This is a genomic window from Epibacterium ulvae, from assembly GCF_900102795.1.
Taxonomy (GTDB): Bacteria; Pseudomonadota; Alphaproteobacteria; order Rhodobacterales; family Rhodobacteraceae; genus Epibacterium; species Epibacterium ulvae.
Map to the genome: position 1 here is coordinate 18,502 of NZ_FMWG01000015.1, position 18,043 is coordinate 36,544.

Annotated in this window: 17 protein-coding genes and 1 tRNA gene; 7 read left to right on the plus strand and 11 right to left on the minus strand. The window is 51.2% G+C overall.

From position 1 onward, the window contains the following. Positions 1-14: 14 nt before the first annotated feature. A complete protein-coding gene (locus tag BLP79_RS17345; RefSeq protein ID WP_090220964.1) occupies positions 15-1,646 on the plus strand; it encodes an alpha-D-glucose phosphate-specific phosphoglucomutase in 1,632 nt (543 codons plus the stop codon). A 62-nt stretch (positions 1,647-1,708) separates the two neighbouring features. Here BLP79_RS17345 and BLP79_RS17350 read toward each other — a convergent pair whose 3' ends face one another. From BLP79_RS17350 to BLP79_RS17385, 8 genes are all read right to left on the minus strand, one after another. Continuing rightward, positions 1,709-2,323, minus strand: coding sequence for a CDP-alcohol phosphatidyltransferase family protein (locus BLP79_RS17350; RefSeq protein ID WP_090220965.1), 615 nt, complete (start codon positions 2,321-2,323; stop codon positions 1,709-1,711). 147 nt (positions 2,324-2,470) lie between these two features. Next, a complete protein-coding gene (locus tag BLP79_RS17355) occupies positions 2,471-3,388 on the minus strand; it encodes a LysR family transcriptional regulator (protein WP_090220966.1) in 918 nt (305 codons plus the stop codon). 52 nt (positions 3,389-3,440) lie between these two features. Then, positions 3,441-4,466 carry an ABC transporter ATP-binding protein gene (locus tag BLP79_RS17360; protein ID WP_090220967.1) on the minus strand — a complete coding sequence of 342 codons (1,026 nt, stop codon included), beginning with the start codon at positions 4,464-4,466 and terminating at the stop codon, positions 3,441-3,443. After that, positions 4,463-5,452, minus strand: a complete 990-nt coding sequence (locus BLP79_RS17365; RefSeq protein ID WP_090220968.1) for an ABC transporter ATP-binding protein — start codon at positions 5,450-5,452, stop codon at positions 4,463-4,465. The genes BLP79_RS17360 and BLP79_RS17365 overlap by 4 nt, the downstream gene beginning before the upstream one ends. A 5-nt stretch (positions 5,453-5,457) precedes the next feature. Further along, positions 5,458-6,405, minus strand: coding sequence for an ABC transporter permease (locus BLP79_RS17370; protein WP_090220969.1), 948 nt, complete (start codon positions 6,403-6,405; stop codon positions 5,458-5,460). Next, positions 6,402-7,382: an ABC transporter permease gene (locus BLP79_RS17375; protein WP_090220970.1), complete on the minus strand. Its 981-nt coding sequence runs from the start codon at positions 7,380-7,382 to the stop codon at positions 6,402-6,404. Before BLP79_RS17375 ends, BLP79_RS17370 begins: the two co-directional genes overlap by 4 nt. A gap of 134 nt (positions 7,383-7,516) precedes the next feature. Then, positions 7,517-9,073, minus strand: a complete 1,557-nt coding sequence (locus BLP79_RS17380; RefSeq protein WP_090220971.1) for an ABC transporter substrate-binding protein — start codon at positions 9,071-9,073, stop codon at positions 7,517-7,519. A gap of 332 nt (positions 9,074-9,405) precedes the next feature. Further along, the gene (locus tag BLP79_RS17385) at positions 9,406-10,239 is read right to left on the minus strand and encodes an AraC family transcriptional regulator (protein ID WP_090220972.1); all 834 of its coding nucleotides are present in this window, start codon (positions 10,237-10,239) and stop codon (positions 9,406-9,408) included. Between the two features lie 196 nt (positions 10,240-10,435). Here BLP79_RS17385 and BLP79_RS17390 point away from each other — a divergent pair, with 196 nt between their 5' ends. Next, positions 10,436-11,398, plus strand: a complete 963-nt coding sequence (locus BLP79_RS17390) for an acetyl-CoA carboxylase carboxyltransferase subunit alpha (protein ID WP_090220973.1) — start codon at positions 10,436-10,438, stop codon at positions 11,396-11,398. Between the two features lie 44 nt (positions 11,399-11,442). Here the strand turns inward: BLP79_RS17390 and BLP79_RS17395 are convergent, their stop codons facing one another. After that, a complete protein-coding gene (locus tag BLP79_RS17395; RefSeq protein WP_090220974.1) occupies positions 11,443-12,096 on the minus strand; it encodes a GntR family transcriptional regulator in 654 nt (217 codons plus the stop codon). Between the two features lie 147 nt (positions 12,097-12,243). On the opposite strand from BLP79_RS17395, the gene BLP79_RS17400 reads away from it, so the two are divergent. Further along, positions 12,244-12,861, plus strand: a complete 618-nt coding sequence (locus tag BLP79_RS17400) for a glutathione S-transferase (RefSeq protein ID WP_090221009.1) — start codon at positions 12,244-12,246, stop codon at positions 12,859-12,861. Position 12,862: 1 nt separating this feature from the next. Here BLP79_RS17400 and BLP79_RS17405 read toward each other — a convergent pair whose 3' ends face one another. Next, the gene (locus BLP79_RS17405; RefSeq protein WP_090220975.1) at positions 12,863-13,546 is read right to left on the minus strand and encodes a M48 family metallopeptidase; all 684 of its coding nucleotides are present in this window, start codon (positions 13,544-13,546) and stop codon (positions 12,863-12,865) included. A 98-nt stretch (positions 13,547-13,644) separates the two neighbouring features. Between BLP79_RS17405 and BLP79_RS17410 the strand changes: the two genes are divergently transcribed. From BLP79_RS17410 to BLP79_RS17420, 3 genes are all read left to right on the plus strand, one after another. Continuing rightward, positions 13,645-13,971 carry a TIGR02300 family protein gene (locus BLP79_RS17410; protein ID WP_090220976.1) on the plus strand — a complete coding sequence of 109 codons (327 nt, stop codon included), beginning with the start codon at positions 13,645-13,647 and terminating at the stop codon, positions 13,969-13,971. 180 nt (positions 13,972-14,151) lie between these two features. Continuing rightward, positions 14,152-14,227 (plus strand) — tRNA-Ala (locus BLP79_RS17415). Between the two features lie 209 nt (positions 14,228-14,436). Continuing rightward, positions 14,437-15,813, plus strand: a complete 1,377-nt coding sequence (locus BLP79_RS17420; RefSeq protein WP_090220977.1) for an IS1182 family transposase — start codon at positions 14,437-14,439, stop codon at positions 15,811-15,813. A 206-nt stretch (positions 15,814-16,019) separates the two neighbouring features. On the opposite strand, the gene BLP79_RS17425 is transcribed toward BLP79_RS17420, so the two are convergent. Beyond that, positions 16,020-16,901: a LysR family transcriptional regulator gene (locus BLP79_RS17425; protein WP_090220978.1), complete on the minus strand. Its 882-nt coding sequence runs from the start codon at positions 16,899-16,901 to the stop codon at positions 16,020-16,022. A gap of 108 nt (positions 16,902-17,009) precedes the next feature. Between BLP79_RS17425 and BLP79_RS17430 the strand changes: the two genes are divergently transcribed. Beyond that, positions 17,010-17,996: a TAXI family TRAP transporter solute-binding subunit gene (locus BLP79_RS17430; RefSeq protein WP_090220979.1), complete on the plus strand. Its 987-nt coding sequence runs from the start codon at positions 17,010-17,012 to the stop codon at positions 17,994-17,996. The last annotated feature ends 47 nt before the right edge of the window (positions 17,997-18,043 follow it).

Here is an 18,043-nt window from a genome sequence, read left to right on the forward strand (position 1 = left end):
GGGAGACGTCGAACATGACCGTCCAAGTGATTGAAACTCAGCCCATCGAGGGCCAAAAACCCGGCACCAGCGGTTTACGCAAGAAAACTCGCATTTTCATGCAGCTGCATTTTCTGGAAAACTACGTCCAATCCATTTTCGACGGCATTGATGGGGTCGAAGGAAAACAATTGGTTGTGGGGGGCGATGGGCGCTTTTTCAACGATCAAGCCATCAAAATTATCCTGCGCATGGCTGCCGCCAATGGCGCCAAAGCCTGTATCGTCGGGCAAAACGGAATCCTGTCCACCCCGGCTGCCTCTCATCTGATCCGCAAATTAAAAACCGATGGTGGGTTGATCCTGTCCGCCAGCCACAATCCCGGCGGTGAGAATGAAGATTTCGGACTGAAATACAACGGCCCCAACGGAGGCCCAGCAAACGAAGGCACCACAGACAAGATCTTTGAACGCACCAAATCAATCACCAGCTACAAGATATTAGCGAGCGGTGATTTAGATCTGAGCCAGATCGGCACAACGCAGGTTGGTAACATGCAAGTTGATGTGATTGACCCAATCACAGATTACGCAGATCTCATGGAAGAGTTGTTTGACTTCGACGCCATCCGCTCCCTTTTTGCCAGCGGCTTTTCCCTACGCTTTGACGCAATGCATGCTGTCACTGGCCCCTATGCCACAGAAGTATTGCAAAACCGCCTTGGAGCGCCACAGGGGAGCGTCGTCAACGCGACCCCGCTGCCCGACTTTGGCGGTGGCCATCCCGATCCAAACCCGATCTGGGCCAAAGAGCTGATGGATTGCATGTACAGCGACACCGCTCCAGATTTTGGAGCAGCCTCTGACGGAGATGGTGATCGCAATATGATCGTCGGCAAGTCCTGTTACGTGAGCCCCTCTGATAGCTTAGCTGTCCTTGCAGACCTCGCACATCTCGCACCTGCCTATAGTGCTGGCCTCGCTGGTGTTGCCCGTTCTATGCCCACATCAGGTGCCGCAGACCGAGTAGCTGAAGCGAAAGGTATCCCCAGCTTTGAAACACCCACGGGCTGGAAATTCTTTGGCAATTTGCTTGATGCAGGAAAAGTCACGCTATGCGGAGAAGAAAGTGCCGGCACAGGATCAAACCATGTGCGCGAAAAAGATGGGCTTTGGGCTGTTCTGCTATGGTTGAATATCCTAGCGAAAAAACGGATCTCGGTCACGGAGCTTTTAAAAGAGCACTGGCAACGCTACGGGCGCAACTATTACTCACGCCACGATTACGAAGCTGTTGAAACAGAGGCTGCAAACAGCTTGATGAATGATCTGCGTAGGCGCCTCACCGACCTGCCCGGTCAAACGATTGGCGCGCTCACTGTCGCGCGTGCTGATGAGTTTGCTTATGATGACCCGGTTGATGGCTCACATTCAGCGGGTCAGGGCTTGCGGGTCTTTTTTGACAATGGCGCACGTGTCGTGTTTCGTCTGTCAGGAACTGGAACACAGGGCGCAACGTTGCGCGTCTACCTTGAACAACTAGAGACAGATCCATCCGCCTTAGACCACGAACCACAACATGCGCTCGCGGATATCATTGCTGCAGCTGATCAGCTTGCAGGTATAACCGCACGAACCGGTCGGAATGGCCCAGATGTGATCACATAAGAAGATATAGCAGCGTCGGCAGGGGAAAAAGCTTCTCCTGCCGTGTTAAACTTCTGTCCATTTCAACGGTTTTTCGAGAACAATGCGCTCGCACCGATGATACGCAAGGTCGCTGTGGCAAAGCACAACGCACCAAAACTCCAAGCTAGTGGTGCAAAATAGCCTGGCAATAAACACAACAAAACGAAGAAGGCGATCGTTTCCGTCCCTTCCAATAATCCATTGGAATAATAAAGCGATTTACTACCTTGGGACGTCGTCTCCAGACCGTGCTTTTCAGCCAGAATCGCGTAGCCCAGAAAACTGGTGCCATTGAAATAAAACGATGTCAGCAAGAAGGCCCCAGAAATGCCATTGTGAGCGGGATCCGCTAAGACAAAAGCAAATGGAACAGCACCATAGAATAAGAAATCTGCCGCAATATCGAGATAGCCGCCGAAATCAGTTTTCTGTGTCGCACGTGCAATCGCACCATCCAGCCCATCGGCGAGACGTGACAGCAAAAGCGGTACTAAAGCCAATTCCATTCGTCCGCATGCAATCATCACCGCCGACAGCAGCCCAAGCAAAAGCCCCAATATTGTCATCGCATTTGCTGTCATGCCCCATCGGGCAAGCCATCTGCCAAGCTGGTTAAGCGGTGGGTCGATCATTTTTCGCATTGTCGCGTCGAGCATATGAACTCCTATCTCGTCCCGCGTATGTAGCGACCCTTATGTCACATAGGCAATCATTCACACAGAGATGTGAGGATATCGCCTATATCTCAATGCTACACTCTTAGAGACGCAAGCCTTACCAAGATCATCACCCGTAATATTTAATCACTGCTCTTCGATATCAGATCGCAAACGCTCCCAGAGGTTATTTAACGTCGACTTCTTATTCTCGCGATCTCGATAAAGGCGAATTTCAAGCTGACTTATATGGCTTTTGTCACCCACGATCTGCAACGCACCACTATCCAATTCCTGCTGGCATAAGGCTTGTGGCAACCACCCCAGCCCAAATCCTTCCAAAATCATTGCCTTTACTGAATTGGCCAAAGCGCTGCGGTTCACAACAAGGATTTTGGGCCCGTCCAAATGGGTGCGCAAGGTTGCGTCCACAAGAGCCTTCAGCGCAGAAGCACTGCCATAAGATAACAGCGAGACCGGCTTGTTCTGCCCTTTCTGCAAATGATGCAGCGGCCCATTTGGTCCTGTTTTAGCGACAGGCATAAACACGTCTCTGGCAAGGGTGATATATTCACAATTCGCAGCCTCCAGAGGAGACAGAAAATCCATCGCCGGATGCCAGTAGGTCAAGATGACATCACAATATTGCTGTTGCAAAGCAGCGACAAACTGGCTTGCCCCCCAACTGGTGGAGTTCAGGTCAATATCAAGACCGCCTGCATCCACAAGAGGGGCAATATGGCTTTTGTAATGTGTCAGATAAAGAGAATGCGATGTCGCAAAACGAATGACGTTTTCGCCTGCAGCATCCACAATCTGGCAGCGTTCAATCGTTTCCTCATAGGTGCTGAGGATAACACGTGCTTGCGTCAAAAACACCTCACCAGCAGGTGTCAAAGACAAAGGCAAAGTCTGGCGATTGATCAAACGCACGCCAACCTCGTCTTCCAGCGCGCGAATGCGCCGCGAAAACGCGGGTTGACTGACATTGCGATCTTCGGCAGCGCGTGAAAAATTCTTATGCGCCACCAAAGCCTCAAAATCTTTGAGCCAAATGGTATCCAAATGCCTAGGTCCGCTTGCCTGAGTAAGTCATGAATATGCCTGTCAGATAGGCTTACAGACGCCCTTCTTCAACGCCATGACAGGCTACGGTGCTGCCATCTGTTTGTTGAATGGGGCGTGGTTTTTCCGCAAGGCATCGATTGTTCGCAGCCGGGCATCTCGTGTGGAAAGGGCACCCCGTCGGCAGGTTGATCGGCGTCGGTATTTCACCCTTTAACCGAATATGGTTGGGTTTATCGTCCTTTAGCTGCGGCACAGCTGACAGGAGTGCTTTTGTATATGGATGTTTCGGGGACGCAAACAATGTTGCGGTATCTGCCATTTCACAAATCGCACCAAGATATAACACCACCACCTTTGATCCGAAATGCTCCACAACCGAGAGATCATGCGTAATAAACAGATAGGTAAGGCCGCGGTCTTCTTTCGCGTCCAGCATCAAGTTCAATACCTGCGCCTGAATCGATACATCCAACGCCGAAATCGGTTCATCCGCGATAATGAATTCGGGATCGACAGTCAAAGCGCGTGCAATTGCAATACGTTGTCGCTGCCCCCCCGAAAACTCATGCGGGTAGCGGCTGGCCCAAAGCGGATCAACCCCAACCGACTGCATCACTTCAATGACTTTTTCATGTACTTCAGCGCGTGTCATTGAAGGATTGTGGTGGTGAACCGGTTCCTCCAAAGCCTGCTGAATGGTCATCCGCGGATTAAGAGACGCATAAGGATTTTGAAAAATCATCTGCATTTTCTTGCGCAGAGGCAAAAGCTCTTTGCGCGAACAGTCATCGATGCGCTGCCCATCATAGTGGATTTCGCCCGCACTTGGTGTCAAAAGCCCTGCGACCAAACGCGCCACAGTGGACTTTCCGCAGCCAGATTCCCCAACAACACAAAGCGCTTCGCCCCGATCGACCTCTAGCGTCACATTGTTGACCGCGTGCACAGAACGTTGCTCGCGCACGATCTTGCCACCACGTAGTTTCACCGTTTCAAGGACCCCCTGATCAAGGTCAAACCGCTTTTCCAATCCTTTGAGTTCCAGAAGTGGTCGTGTCTGTGTCATATCTTTCATGCGCTTTGCTCCAGCCGATCGTTGTGGAGACGGTTCACCTCATGGCACGCCACCTCGACACCAGCATACTGGACCACCTCAGGCAATGTGCTGCGACAGTGATCAACCGCATACTGGCATCGCGGACTAAACGGACAACCTGCCGGAATTGCTGTTAGTGAGGGCATTGCGCCCGGAATTTGTTTTAGCTTATGGCCCGGCAAGGTTTGCTGCGGCAACGCGTTGATCAGTCCTTGGGTATAAGGGTGCTGCGGATCATTGATGATTTCACGTGTTTTGCCCGCTTCAATAATACGACCTGCGTACATAACCAGCGTGCGCTCAGTCATCTGACTTACGACACCCAGATCATGGGTGATCAAAATCAGCCCTACCTTGTTGCTTTGACAAAGCTCCAGAAGCAGCTCCATGATATCCGCCTGGATCGTTACATCCAGTGCGGTCGTCGGTTCATCCGCAATGATCAGTTGTGGATCCAACAACAACGCCATTGCAATAATAATGCGCTGGCGCATCCCACCTGACAATTCATGCGGATATTGGTTCATGCGCTCTTCGGGTGATGGAATATACACTTCACGCAGTTTAACGATCGCAATCTGCTCTGCTTCAGCCCGGCTCAACTTGCGATGCGCGCGCAGCGTTTCCACCATTTGCTGACCGATGGTGAGCACGGGGTTGAGCGTCACCATCGGGTCTTGAAAGATCATCGCCATGCGATTGCCACGCATTGTGCGCAACTCTTTGTCACTCATCCGGGCAACGTCATCGCCATCAAACAAGATCTGCCCCTGATCAATAAATCCAGGCCTGCTGATCAGGTTCATCAAGGAAAACCCGGTGATCGACTTTCCAGCGCCGGATTCCCCGACAATGCCCAGACGTTCCCCTTTGGCAAGATCAAAGCTGATCTGGTTGAGTGCTGTCACGGTTTCATCCCGCATCGCAAATTTGACTGTAAGGTCACGGACAGAAAGCAAGGACATCAGGTTTATCCTTTGTAGAGTTTTGGGTTCAGAACGTCGCGCATCCAGTCACCTAAAAGATTGATAACAAGCACCAGAACCACCAGCACAACACCTGGAATGGTCGTAATCCACCAACTGCCAGAGAAGATATAATCAAACCCTGAAGAGATCAGCGATCCTAGCGAAGGCTGACTTGGTGGCATACCAAGGCCAAGAAAAGACAACGACGCCTCAGAAATAATTGCATTTGCCACCTGCACGGTCGAGATTACAAAAATCGGCGAAAGCGAATTGGGCAAAATATGCCGCACCATGATGCGTATTGGCCCGAATCCCAAAACACGCGCACTGTCGACGTATTCTTTTTTCTTCTCCGCCAGTACTGTGGCTCTGACTGTACGGGCATATTGCGGCCATTCCGCTATCCCGATGACTGCAATCAGGAAGTAAATCGCATATTGATTAAACGTATCGCTGCCAAACATGGCCTGTGTGATCGCAAGAAAGATGATGGCAACCATCAGCGTGGAAAACGACAATTGGATATCCGCAAATCGCATCAAAAGGCTGTCTAAACGCCCACCAATATAGCCCGCCAGCAGACCGATTGTGATCCCAAGGAAAGCCTGAACCGCAACCGCACACAGTCCAATGATCAACGACAAGCGGGTGCCGTAAAGAATAGTGGACCATAAATCACGTCCTTGATCATCGGTTCCCAGCACAAAACCAGCCTCAGCGCCATCAACCCAAACAGGAGGGTATTCCGAGTTCATGATGTCAATCGAAGCCGGATCATAGGGATCAAACGGCGCAATCAAGGGCGCCAGTACCGATGCGACCGCAATGATGAGAAACACCACCATACTGACCACAGCGACCGGATTGCGGCGAAAACTGTAGACGATGTTAGAATTCAGAATACGCGCAACACGAGACGGTCGGCTGGTATTGGTGGTCAGGCTGCTCATGCTCCCATCCTCGCAAGATTAACGGTTGGGTTCACAAGACCATAGATCAAATCAACAATGGTGTTCGTGACGACAAAGATAAAGCCAACCACAATCAGATAAGCGACGATCAAAGGCGTATCGACGCGGTTCACCGCCTCAAGGAACATGAATCCCATGCCTGGCCACTGGAATACGGTTTCTGTCAGGATCGTGTAGGCGACCATGGTTCCGATCTGCACACCGCCCACAGTGATCACCGGCAAAAGCGTGTTTTTCAGCGCATGGACAAAGTAAATACGACCGGGGTGAATGCCTTTGGCTTTGGCATATTTTACATATTCGCTTTGCAGAGTTTCCATCATTTCCGCCCGGATCAATCGCACAAAGAGCGGCAACATGATTGACGCCAAAGCGACAGAAGGCAGCATGATATGCGTCCAGCCATCTGCGGTGGCGAAATTCGTGCTCCAATAACCCCAAACCGGCACGATATCGCCCCGCCCAAAGGAGGGCAGCCAACGTAATTCAACAGAGAATACAAAAATCATCAAAATAGCCGTCAGAAAGACGGGGACAGAAATTCCAATGATAGACGCGCCCATAATAATCCGGCTGGCAACTGAATTGGGTTTGATCGCAGTGTAGACCCCCAAAGGAACTGACAGGCCAATAATGATCACTGTCGCCCCAAACACCAATTCCAGCGTCGCTGGGAGTTTCTTCAGAATGACGTCGAGCGCAGGTTCTTTGAAGAAATAGGATGTGCCCAGATCTCCCTGTAACGCATTCCCGACAAAGCGCAGGTATTGTTGCAGAAAACTGTCGTTCAACCCCAGTTCATCGCGCAGCTGCTGACGCACTTCATCTGATACAGACTGCCCAACGAGTTCACGTAATGGATCTCCTAGGTTGTCCTGTATGGCAAAACTTACAAGCGAAATCGCGAACATGACCGCGATAGCCTGAAAGAGGCGTTTCACTAGATAGGCGAGCATAGTCTCTTCTCTGATTGGGCGAATAACTTTTTGATGGGCACAACGCGGACATGCCCATAAAAAAATCTGTCACATTTGGGAACGAAAGTCAGCTGTGCGAAGCGCAAACCTTAGCCTGCGCTTCGCCGGATATCTTAGTCTACAACCAGATCACCAAAGTAAGGGAAGTTCAGCGCGTTCACGATTTCTTCTGCGTGAATGCCTTTGCGTGCGCCCCAAGCCAGGTTTTGCCAGTGCAGAGGAACGAAGGCGGCATCTTCATACAGGATACCTTCCAGTTTTTGTAGAAGATCTGCACGCTTTGCTGGATCGGTTTCAACGTTAGATGCATCCATCAACTTGTCCGCTTCCGCGTTGCAATAGGCACCAGAGTTATATTGACCATTGCCTGTTGTTGCATCGGGGCAAGCAGACAAAAATTGGTGGAAGTTCGCGGAATCTTCGGTATCTGCGTGCCAGCCAATCATCATCATGTCCGCTGCGCGCTCGTCGAATTTCGGCCAATACTGCGCTTTTGGTAGCGTCTGCAGGTCAACCTTGATGTTGATCTTTGAAAGCATAGAGGCCACGGCCTGTGCAATCTTATCATCATTCACATAGCGATTGTTCGGCGCCATCATAGTGATGGAGAAACCATCGGCATAGCCTGCTTCGGCCATCAAAGCTTTTGCCTGCTCCAAATCAAAACGAGGCGCGAGCGCTTCATCATAACCCAGATACCCAGCAGGTGAAGCCTGCGCTCCGACAGTGCCAAAACCGCGCATGATCTTTTTGACGATCGCATCGTTATTCACCGCAAAATCGATCGCTTTACGGACGCGCGCATCTTTGAACGCTTCTACACGGTTTTGGTTCATCTGGAAGGTGATGATCCGCGTTCCTGGCATCGTGATCAGGTTGGTTTTTGCATCATCCTCAACACGTTTCAGATCGGTTGGAGGAACAGGCGCGATAAAGTCCACATCTCCTGCCAGCAGTGCGGCGACACGGGTGGGGTCTTCTTTGATTGGAGTTAGGACAATTTTGTCTACGTTGCCCTTGCTGTCTGCATCCCAATAGTTCGCAAAGCGGTCAAACACCACTTTAACGCCCTGCTCACGCTCGCTTACGATGTAAGGGCCGGTTCCTGAAACATTGCGCGAGGCGAAACTGTCACCGTGTTTAACCAACTCAGCCTTATCTTTGCCATCTGTGGTTGTGCCGGAATAAAAAGCACTATCCATTGGAAAGATATACGTCGCAGTATGCAAAACCAGTGGATATGGTTCAGTCGTAATCAGATCAAATGTGGTGTCATCAATGACTTTGACATCGGCGAATGGGGCAAAGATACCCTTGAAATCTGGGCTTTCTTTCAGGCGATCAAAGGTCCAGTCCACATCATTTGCAGTCATCGCATTGCCAGAGTGGAAGGTCACACCACTGCGCAAATGGAACCGCGTGGTCACCGGGTCGATCTGCTCCCAGCTTTTGGCCAGACGCGGTTCAAACTGCAAATCCTGTGTCCAACGCACCAGCGGGTCAAACACCATATGTGACAGTTGCAGCGTGCCGCCAGACAGCTGTTCGTGAGGGTCAAGGGAAACCGGATCAGCATCATAGGCGACGCGAACGGTTGTCTCAGCTTGGGCAGCGAAGCCGAAAGTGACAGCCACCACCCCAGCAGCTGCAAAGCTCAAAAATTGTTTCATTGTGTGTTCTCCATGTCGGAAGCCGCAATTAGTCTTTTTGCTATGCGTGTTCACAAAGTAGCTGCGAATTTTTCCAACATGCCAATGCCGATTTTACCTGCGCTCATGCAAAAGATGCATAGACCGGATCACAACCGTTAAACGTGAAACGCCTCAAATCACATTATTATCTTTACAAATCAAATTCATAGAGAAAAATGACAACCTATTTGTTACCATTTCAAATCGTAGGACAGTGCAGGAAATTTAAGCAAATAAAAAACAAGGTTGCGCTTTGATGCCAAAAAAAATGGCCCTAAAAAGGGCCAAACTGAATGAGAATATAAGCGGATCTATGCAAGTGGGAGATGAATTTCCGTCAGCAACTCCTCTGGTGAGACATCGCGAGGCGAATTCAAATACAATTCATAGCAAGGCGCGTCTGCAGGCTCTTCTCCCGAAGTCGGCAACCAGTTTCCAAAGAGACTATTATACGCAGCAGAGATACCACTATAGGGGCCTTGGTAGGTCAAAACCGCAACCCGTCTGGCAACCAGATCAAAACGCTGCGTTCCTTCTGGCACCTCCTGCCCCTTCCACTCGGCGCCCGCAAAACTGCGCAATTCAGTTTCAGGAACAGTCTCAGGACTATCAACATAAACTCCAATCGACACCCCAATATTGGCCCATAGATTCCGACTTGCACAGAGGCCGTAGAATTTTTCAAACGCAAGACCGATATCATTATAGGGCCCAACATGAGGTAAGACAGAAAGGATGCGGGCTGGAACTTCGCGAATTTCAACTGAATACATTGGGTAGTCTCCGGTTCTAAGATAAGGTTGGGGTGCACAAAGTTGACCCGCAGCACGGAAAGCAGCTGGACTGTGGCCATATGCTTCAGAAAACCGGCGCGTAAAGGATGCTACATTGGGATACCCCACCGCACGAGCAATCGCTTCAATGCTATCGTCACCCTTGACCAAGGCAATCGAGGCACGATGCATACGGATGCGCCGAACCATCTGGGCACATGTCTCTTGGGTGAGCGCACGAAATACGCGATGCCAGTGAAATCGTGACATTGCCGCGATATCAGCAAGCCGGTCCAATGAAAGATCCTCATCTGGATGATCATGAATATACGTGATCACCCGCTGGATCCGATCTTCATAAGATCTTGTCATATAGCGCCCCTGACTTGGCCAATTCTCTGATAGACATGCAATGCCACAAGCCGTTCTTACAAATCTTGCTGAACTGCCTGAAGGCCATCCAACGGCACTTTCCCGCAAGTGCGTTGGCTCTTTACAGCCAGAGATATTGCATTTCAGCTGTGCCAAGGCCATATAGCGGCGCAAACCTGTATGGAGTCCGTATCCCATGACCAATTATCTCGATTTCGAGAAGCCCTTGGCCGAGATTGAAGGCAAAGCCGAAGAACTGCGTGCGCTTGCACGGGCAAATGAGGAAATGGACATCACAGACGAAGCCGAGGCATTGGATGCAAAAGCAGCCCAATTGCTGGAAGAGCTATATCAAGACCTCACCCCTTGGCGCAAATGTCAGGTCGCGCGTCATCCAAATCGCCCTCATTGCAAAGATTACATCGAAGCGCTGTTTACCGAGTACACGCCGCTCGCAGGGGATCGTAATTTTGCAGACGATTTGGCAGTTATGGGTGGTTTGGCACGGTTCAACGACACACCTGTAGTTGTCATCGGACATGAAAAAGGCTCTGATACCAAAGGACGTCTGGCCCATAACTTTGGCATGGCACGCCCAGAGGGCTACCGCAAAGCGATCCGCCTAATGGAGCTTGCAAACCGTTTCAAGCTGCCAGTGATCACACTGGTCGATACCGCGGGGGCCTACCCCGGTAAGGGCGCAGAAGAGCGCGGCCAGTCCGAGGCCATCGCACGTTCAACCGAAATGTGCCTCAAGCTTGGCGTACCGATGATTTCGATCATCATCGGCGAAGGCGGCTCCGGTGGTGCAGTCGCTTTTGCAACAGCCAACCGAGTCGCAATGCTTGAACATTCGATCTATTCGGTTATCAGCCCCGAAGGCTGCGCTTCTATCTTGTGGAAAGATGGGGAAAAAACCCGTGAAGCCGCAGAAGCGCTGCGTTTAACTGCGCAAGATCTACTTGAGCTTGAAGTTGTGGATCGTGTGATCTCTGAACCCAAAGGCGGCGCCCATCGCGATACGCAAACAGCGATTGCATCTGTGAAAGGCACAATAGCTGACATGCTGGCAAGCCTAAGCAAACTGGATAGCGATGCCCTGATCAAAGATCGCCGCGAGAAATTCCTTGCGATTGGCTCAAAAGGCCTCGCCGCGTAAACACTGACCCGATGAAACAAAACCCGGCACAGCGCTGGGTTTTGTTAGCTTGTCAGCAGGTGCAATCCTTGCGTCACATCAGATCGAACCGCCAATCGCAGCCCAGGTTCATCCCCGGCCTTTAACGCCGCAATGATCAATCTATGATTATGTGGCGGCTCTGTTCGACGCAGACGCCCGTAAAGCGCCCGCATTGTGGGGCCCAATTGTAGCCAGACTGTTTCTGCGATTGCCAACATTGCAGGCGCCTGAGCGCGGAGATACAAAGTGCGGTGAAATTCCAGATTTGTACGGATATATCCCACAGCATCCCGTTTTGTGATCATCTCAGCAACGCTTGTGTTGATGGTCTGCAAGCGATCGATCAGCGCCATATGTGCACGCGGCAATGCCCGGCTTGCCAGTTCCACCTCTAGCAAAGCGCGAAGCGCCGCAAGCTCTTCAATACGTTCATTGCTGAGCTCTGGCGTAGACACACGACCGGACGACGACAGAAACAGTGCGCCTTCTGCAACCAAGCGCCGCACAGCTTCGCGCGCTGGCGTCATTGAAACATCGAACTCGCGACCTATTCCACGTAAAGTGAGCGCTTCACCCGGTGCGATGTCTCCATGCATAATTCGGGTGCGTAGCGCACGAAACACCCTGTCATGGGCAGCTGTCGCCGCATCGGCGGTGGTACGTTGTGACTGGATCATAGTTTGATGTGATCACAAATGGCAAAAGGGTCAAGCCATTTATGCATTTGGCAATTCGCAATACCGTTATCCAACAGATCAACTGATTTGCAGAGTCTTGTTCATCGCCTTAAAATGCCTTCGGTACACGCACAACGGAACCGCATCATGATCCCAATTCTCTATTCCTTTCGCAGATGCCCCTATGCCATGCGTGCACGATTGGCGATATCAGTTTCAGGGCAGCCCGTTGAACTGCGTGAGATAGTGTTGCGTGAGAAACCTCAGAGTTTTTTGGCGACGTCCCCCTCTGCAACAGTGCCGTGCCTGCAAACCAAGACCGACGTGCTGGATGAAAGCCTCGATATCATGAAATGGTCTCTCGCGCATCACGACCCAGAGCGTTGGTTAGATATGCCAGATGCAGGACATGCATGGATTGCACGCGCTGACGGACCGTTCAAATCAGCCCTGGATCGCACAAAATATGCGACGCGATACCCCGAGCATGATCCGGCCGAACAGCGTGACAAAGCAGCTGAGTTTCTGACCGACTTGGATCAACAGATCGACGCATGGATTTTTGAACGCCCAACGCTCGCAGACTTTGCAATTTTCCCTTTTGTCCGCCAGTTTGCCTTTATCGACAAACCTTGGTTTGACACCCAGCCCTGGCCGAACTTGCAAAAATGGCTCGATACGCATCTCAACAGCGCACTCTTTTCCCGCATCATGCACAAATACCCTCAATGGCATGAAACCGACCCTCAAACCCTGTTCCCGTAGATCAGCGAAATCGATACCGGTGCAGCTCTGCCCCATGCAATCTGAGCCATTTACGGGGGGGAGCATAGTCACCAAAGATCTCAGACACTTTGTTCCAAAATGCGGCTGAGTGGTTCATTTCCAGCAGATGGGCAACTTCATGTGCTGCCACGTACCGAAGCACCTGTGGTGGTGCGAGTATAAGCCGCCATGAATACATCAGCGCTTTCTGGCTTGAACAGGACCCCCATCTTGATCGTGTATCCCGCAGCGTAATACGGCTATAGCTTTGGCCAAGACGGGCCGCATATAAATCACTGGCACCAACCAGCCGTTCACGCGCCAGTTCTTTTAAATAGCGCTCAATCACAATACCGCTGTTGCGCGCGGACACATGCAAAACCCCATCTGCGCAGAAAACCGTCCTCCCCTGCCCTTGCCTCACTTCGTGCCGCACCCCATCAATCGGCAACACAGTGCCAATGCCAACTTGCACAGCATCTGGCTGTTTTTGCAGATGCTTGCGAATCCACACTTCTTTCTGCGCCGCAAAATCCACGGCAACCTGATCTGCAACCCCCTCCGGGATCGTAAGCGTCACCCGCCCATCCAAAGAGGACACCCTTAAAGAAATGCGTCGCGCTCTCGCAGAACGGCGCAGAACCAATGGGATAATTGGGTCCCCGGGCAAGTTAAGATCAGTCATTGCGCTATCCCGCTTGCAAAGGCTTTGACAGTCTACCCCTCATATGGCAAGGCAACTGAATCGTCGATACGACTCAAGCGAAAATCAAGGGGATCCATATGCCCAAAGAAGAATGGGGTACAAAACGCGTTTGCCCAACCACTGGCAAACGGTTTTACGACCTGAACAAGGACCCGATCGTCAGCCCTTACACGGGAGAGGTCGTGGTTCTTGATACCGGCAAGAACAGAATGATCGAAGCGGACGCAGCGGATGCTGCCAACGCCAAGGCCAAAGATGTCGAAGCAGAAGATGTTGTTCTGGAAGATGATGACGACAATGTCGACATGGATCTGGGCGATGATGTTCTGGATGATGATGACGACGACGACAACGTGTCGCTCGACGAAATCGCAGATATGTCGCAGCCTGAAGACGACTCTTAAAAGAACAGGCCGCCTGTCATCATGGGTCCACAAAGACCATAGTCGGCGGCCTCTTCTTTTCTCTACCAACGTCCAAAAAACTCTGCTCCAGCATCATTTTTCGCTTGCAGCACAACGACACGTCCCTTAAATCACCGACATCGCTTATGTTTTGCAGGTTAACGCGAAGATAACGTAAGTGGGGCCTTAGCTCAGTTGGGAGAGCGCTTGCATGGCATGCAAGAGGTCAGGGGTTCGACTCCCCTAGGCTCCACCATTCACTCCTTTGTAAATGATCACATAGTTCTGCCTTTTGGGTCAGATATTTTGCCTCTGGCAGCGCGAGACGTGTCATCCTGAAAAGATATTGAGACGACTTGCGAAGGTCGAAGTGCGCGCACTTTGGGCAAATTCTGTTGAAAAACTCTGACTTGATCGGGTGCGCATTCGCTGATTCAATTCCCCTATTGATTGGGGGATTTGGCTATGATGGGACCAAAGCAGGAAGCACAGGCAGCATTGTTCTACGAGTTTTCCTTGGAGGATCATGTCCCACAAGATCACCTGCTGCGTTCGATTGATCGGTTCGTCGATCTGGATGACATCCGCCAATATCTTGCCGAGTTTTACAGCCACACAGGCCGTCCTTCGATTGATCCCGAGTTACTGATCCGCATGCTTTTGGTGGGTTATTGCTTTGGCATCCGGTCAGAGCGTCGGCTGTGTGAAGAGGTGCATCTGAACCTGGCGTACCGTTGGTTCTGTCGCCTCAATTTGTCTAATCCAGTGCCCAACCACTCAACCTTTTCCAAGAACCGGCACGGTCGTTTCCGAGAGAGCAAGCTGCTGCGGCATCTATTTGAGAAGACTGTTGCGCGGTGCATCGAAGACGGTTTGGTCAGCGGACAACGTCTTGCAGCGGACGCAAGCCTGATTGAAGCCGACGCCAACAAGCAGAACTCCACCCCAAAGGAAGATTGGGACCATAACGCAATTGATCCAAGCGATGCGCCGCGCGCGGTGAAGGAGTATTTGGATGTGCTGGATGATGCAGCCTTTGGTGCGGCATCTAAGGTGGATCCCAAGTTCACGTCCCATTCTGATCCGGCAAGCCAATGGACAGCGGCGCGTAAAGGCCCAGCATTCTTTAGCTATTCCACCAATTATCTGATCGACACCGATCACAGCGTCATTGTGGATGTTGAAGGCACCAGATCAATCCGACAGGCCGAAGTCGGTTCTGTGCGCATCATGCTGGATAGGATCAAAGCGCAGCACGACATTGATCCAGAAAGGCTGATTGCAGATAGCGCCTATGGATCAGGCCCGATGTTGGGTTGGCTCGTTGATCGCCACATCAAACCTCACATCCCCGTGCTGAACCAAGCAAGCCGGAAGGACGGTACATGGAGCCGCACCGACTTTGAATGGGACCCTGAGAACAATCAATACATCTGCCCGGAAGGCGAACCCCTCAAGCAATTCCGCCGAAACTACTCGGACCCCAACCGTGGGCCCACAGGCAAAGGCGTTGCCAAGTACCAAGCTCTGAAACACACCTGTCAGGCTTGCCCATCAAAGATGAAATGCTGTCCAAATGCCGACGCCCGCAAGATCACTCGCGAAGAACACGAAGATGCCCGTCAGGTTGCCCGCGACATCGCCAAAACCAAACAATACGCGATCTCGATGCGGTTGCGTAAAAAAGTCGAGATGCTCTTCGCCCACCTTAAACGCATCCTCGGGCTGGGACGGCTGCGATTACGTGGCCCATGCGGCGCAAACGACGAATTCCTCCTCGCCGCCACCGCCCAGAACCTCCGGAAACTGGCCAAGATCTTTCCTGCACCGCAGCAAACGTGAAAAGCCTGATAGGAAAGGCGCTCGCGCCCCATTTTGAACAGCCTTTTCTGCGCTCGCAAACGTTAGTTTTTCCACAGAATCGGCTGTGAGCGGTCTTACGGCTCGGTTTTTTCGAGCGACCGCTGTGCGGACAAAGGGGGCTTTCGCTGCGATTGCACCAATGCCCGCTGTCGTTGCCTTTCAGGCGACTATGACGGTTGAGGTGCTCATGTACGACTGGATAACTCCACACGCATCAAATCCAGAAAGTCTCCAGCAACCTTTGAGACGGGTTTATCCTGTGGTGTTAGGACGCCAATTTGGTACTGAACTGAAGGTTCGAACGGTATCCGTACCAGTTCATCATCGAACCCCTGGCTATTGATCGGATCGACAAGAGCGACTGCATTCCCAGACCTGACAAATTCAATAAGCGACACAAAATACTGCGCTTCGAGGACGACGTTCCATCGTGCGCCTGCATCTGAAAATGCTCTCGCGATCTGGTAGGTTGTCATATGGTCGCGGAATAATGCCGCAAACGGAACACCATCTAAATCCTTCGGTGTCAGCACATCGAGCTTCGCGAGTGGATGGTCTTTTGCGACAATGCAGTGGCAATGAAAACTGAACTGTTCAGCATCCACACCGACAAATTGCGAGGGTTTTTCTGCAATTGCAATGTCGAACATTTGGCTAGGAAGTTGCTCAATCACAATATGTGAACTGCGCGAAAGCAGGCGAATCTTAACATGCTCACGGTCTTCTAAAAACTTACTGATGAGGTTTGGTAAGAACTTTATCGAAATGCCGGGGAAGGCAGATATTGTTATGTGACCAGATTTCCTTTGTCGCAGTCGGGTTGCTGCTTCATTTGTCCTCTCCACTGCTTCCAACAATCTTTGGGCATCATCGTAAAAGATTATTGCCTCTGCGGTTGGCTGGAGTCGCCCAGACTTGCGCAGAAACAGTTTGAAACCCAGCCTGTGCTCCAACGTGGCTATCGTATTGCTAACCGCAGGTTGTGAAATCCCCAATAGTTGCGAAGCCCGCGTCATTGTGCCGGCCGTCATAATGGCTTGAAAACACTCTATTTCTCGAAATTGCATGTCTCACACTATAAATATTGATTATAAACTACGCAATTAAAATTATTAGATTGGATAGTCCTCTGCAGTTAATTTTCAGCATTTCTGGGAAACCCGCGGGAGCAAAAGATGAAGAAACTGCTGACAACATCTGCACTGGCAGCCATGGTATCGCTTGGGGCGTCTGCATCGGTACAAGCTGAAACCAAGTTCATAACAATCGGAACAGGAGGGCCGACCGGCGTCTATTTCGTAGCAGGCAATGCAATCTGCCGCATGATTCACAAAGAAGCCGCTGAAGGCCGCAAAGAGGGTCGAAAGCACGGCTTCCGTTGTGCGGCTCCGTCGAGCAACGGTTCGACTTACAATTTGGCCCAGATTTCGCAAGGCGAGTTCGAATTTGGCGTGTCGCAATCTGACTGGCAGCATTATGCAGTTAACGGGACGTCAGACAAAGTCGTAAACGACGAAGGCTTTCGTGCGGTGTTCTCAGTACATCCCGAACCATTCCAGCTGATTGTGGCGGCAGATTCCGGCATCAAATCCTGGATGGATCTTGAGGGAAAAAAACTGAACATCGGAAACCCCGGTTCTGGTCAACGTGGCACCACGGAATTGTTGATGGAGCGGTATGGCACAGATCGTGATTTCTTTGGTCTGATAACCGAAATGACTTCGTCAGAGCACTCGAACGCGCTGTGCGACGGAAACATTGACGCCTTTACCTATGTTGTTGGCGTTCCCAACTCTGGTGTCGCGGTTGCGACTGAAGGCTGTGGTGCGCAGATTGTCACGCTTAACACTGAAGTAGAGCAGAAATTGATTGAAGAGCGCCCTTTCTACGCAGCAACGGACATTCCCGCTGGGGTGTATTCTTCACAGAAAGAAGATGTCACGACGTTTGGCGGGTATGCGACAATAGTTTCACATGAAAACGTCGATCCTGACGTCGTTTATGAAGTTGTTCGTGCGGTTTTTGAGAATCTTGATGACTTTCGGGGTCTGCACCCTGCTTTTGCCAATCTGGAACCTGAAAGCATGATTAACAACGGTAATTCCGCGCCGCTTCATGAAGGTGCCGTGCGCTACTACCGTGAAAAAGGTTGGATCGAATAACTTCTCCCTCCCTATTGATCCCCCTGGGTCCCTGCTGAACAGGCAGG

Coding starts and splice junctions, on each gene's coding strand:
- BLP79_RS17345 (WP_090220964.1), top strand. CDS start 15: ATGACCGTCCAAGTGATTGAAACTCAGCCCATCGAGGGCCAAAAACCC.
- BLP79_RS17350 (WP_090220965.1), bottom strand. CDS start 2,323: ATGCTCGACGCGACAATGCGAAAAATGATCGACCCACCGCTTAACCAG.
- BLP79_RS17360 (WP_090220967.1), bottom strand. CDS start 4,466: ATGAAAGATATGACACAGACACGACCACTTCTGGAACTCAAAGGATTG.
- BLP79_RS17365 (WP_090220968.1), bottom strand. CDS start 5,452: ATGTCCTTGCTTTCTGTCCGTGACCTTACAGTCAAATTTGCGATGCGG.
- BLP79_RS17370 (WP_090220969.1), bottom strand. CDS start 6,405: ATGAGCAGCCTGACCACCAATACCAGCCGACCGTCTCGTGTTGCGCGT.
- BLP79_RS17375 (WP_090220970.1), bottom strand. CDS start 7,382: ATGCTCGCCTATCTAGTGAAACGCCTCTTTCAGGCTATCGCGGTCATG.
- BLP79_RS17380 (WP_090220971.1), bottom strand. CDS start 9,073: ATGAAACAATTTTTGAGCTTTGCAGCTGCTGGGGTGGTGGCTGTCACT.
- BLP79_RS17385 (WP_090220972.1), bottom strand. CDS start 10,239: ATGACAAGATCTTATGAAGATCGGATCCAGCGGGTGATCACGTATATT.
- BLP79_RS17390 (WP_090220973.1), top strand. CDS start 10,436: ATGACCAATTATCTCGATTTCGAGAAGCCCTTGGCCGAGATTGAAGGC.
- BLP79_RS17395 (WP_090220974.1), bottom strand. CDS start 12,096: ATGATCCAGTCACAACGTACCACCGCCGATGCGGCGACAGCTGCCCAT.
- BLP79_RS17400 (WP_090221009.1), top strand. CDS start 12,244: ATGATCCCAATTCTCTATTCCTTTCGCAGATGCCCCTATGCCATGCGT.
- BLP79_RS17405 (WP_090220975.1), bottom strand. CDS start 13,546: ATGACTGATCTTAACTTGCCCGGGGACCCAATTATCCCATTGGTTCTG.
- BLP79_RS17410 (WP_090220976.1), top strand. CDS start 13,645: ATGCCCAAAGAAGAATGGGGTACAAAACGCGTTTGCCCAACCACTGGC.
- BLP79_RS17420 (WP_090220977.1), top strand. CDS start 14,437: ATGATGGGACCAAAGCAGGAAGCACAGGCAGCATTGTTCTACGAGTTT.
- BLP79_RS17425 (WP_090220978.1), bottom strand. CDS start 16,901: ATGCAATTTCGAGAAATAGAGTGTTTTCAAGCCATTATGACGGCCGGC.
- BLP79_RS17430 (WP_090220979.1), top strand. CDS start 17,010: ATGAAGAAACTGCTGACAACATCTGCACTGGCAGCCATGGTATCGCTT.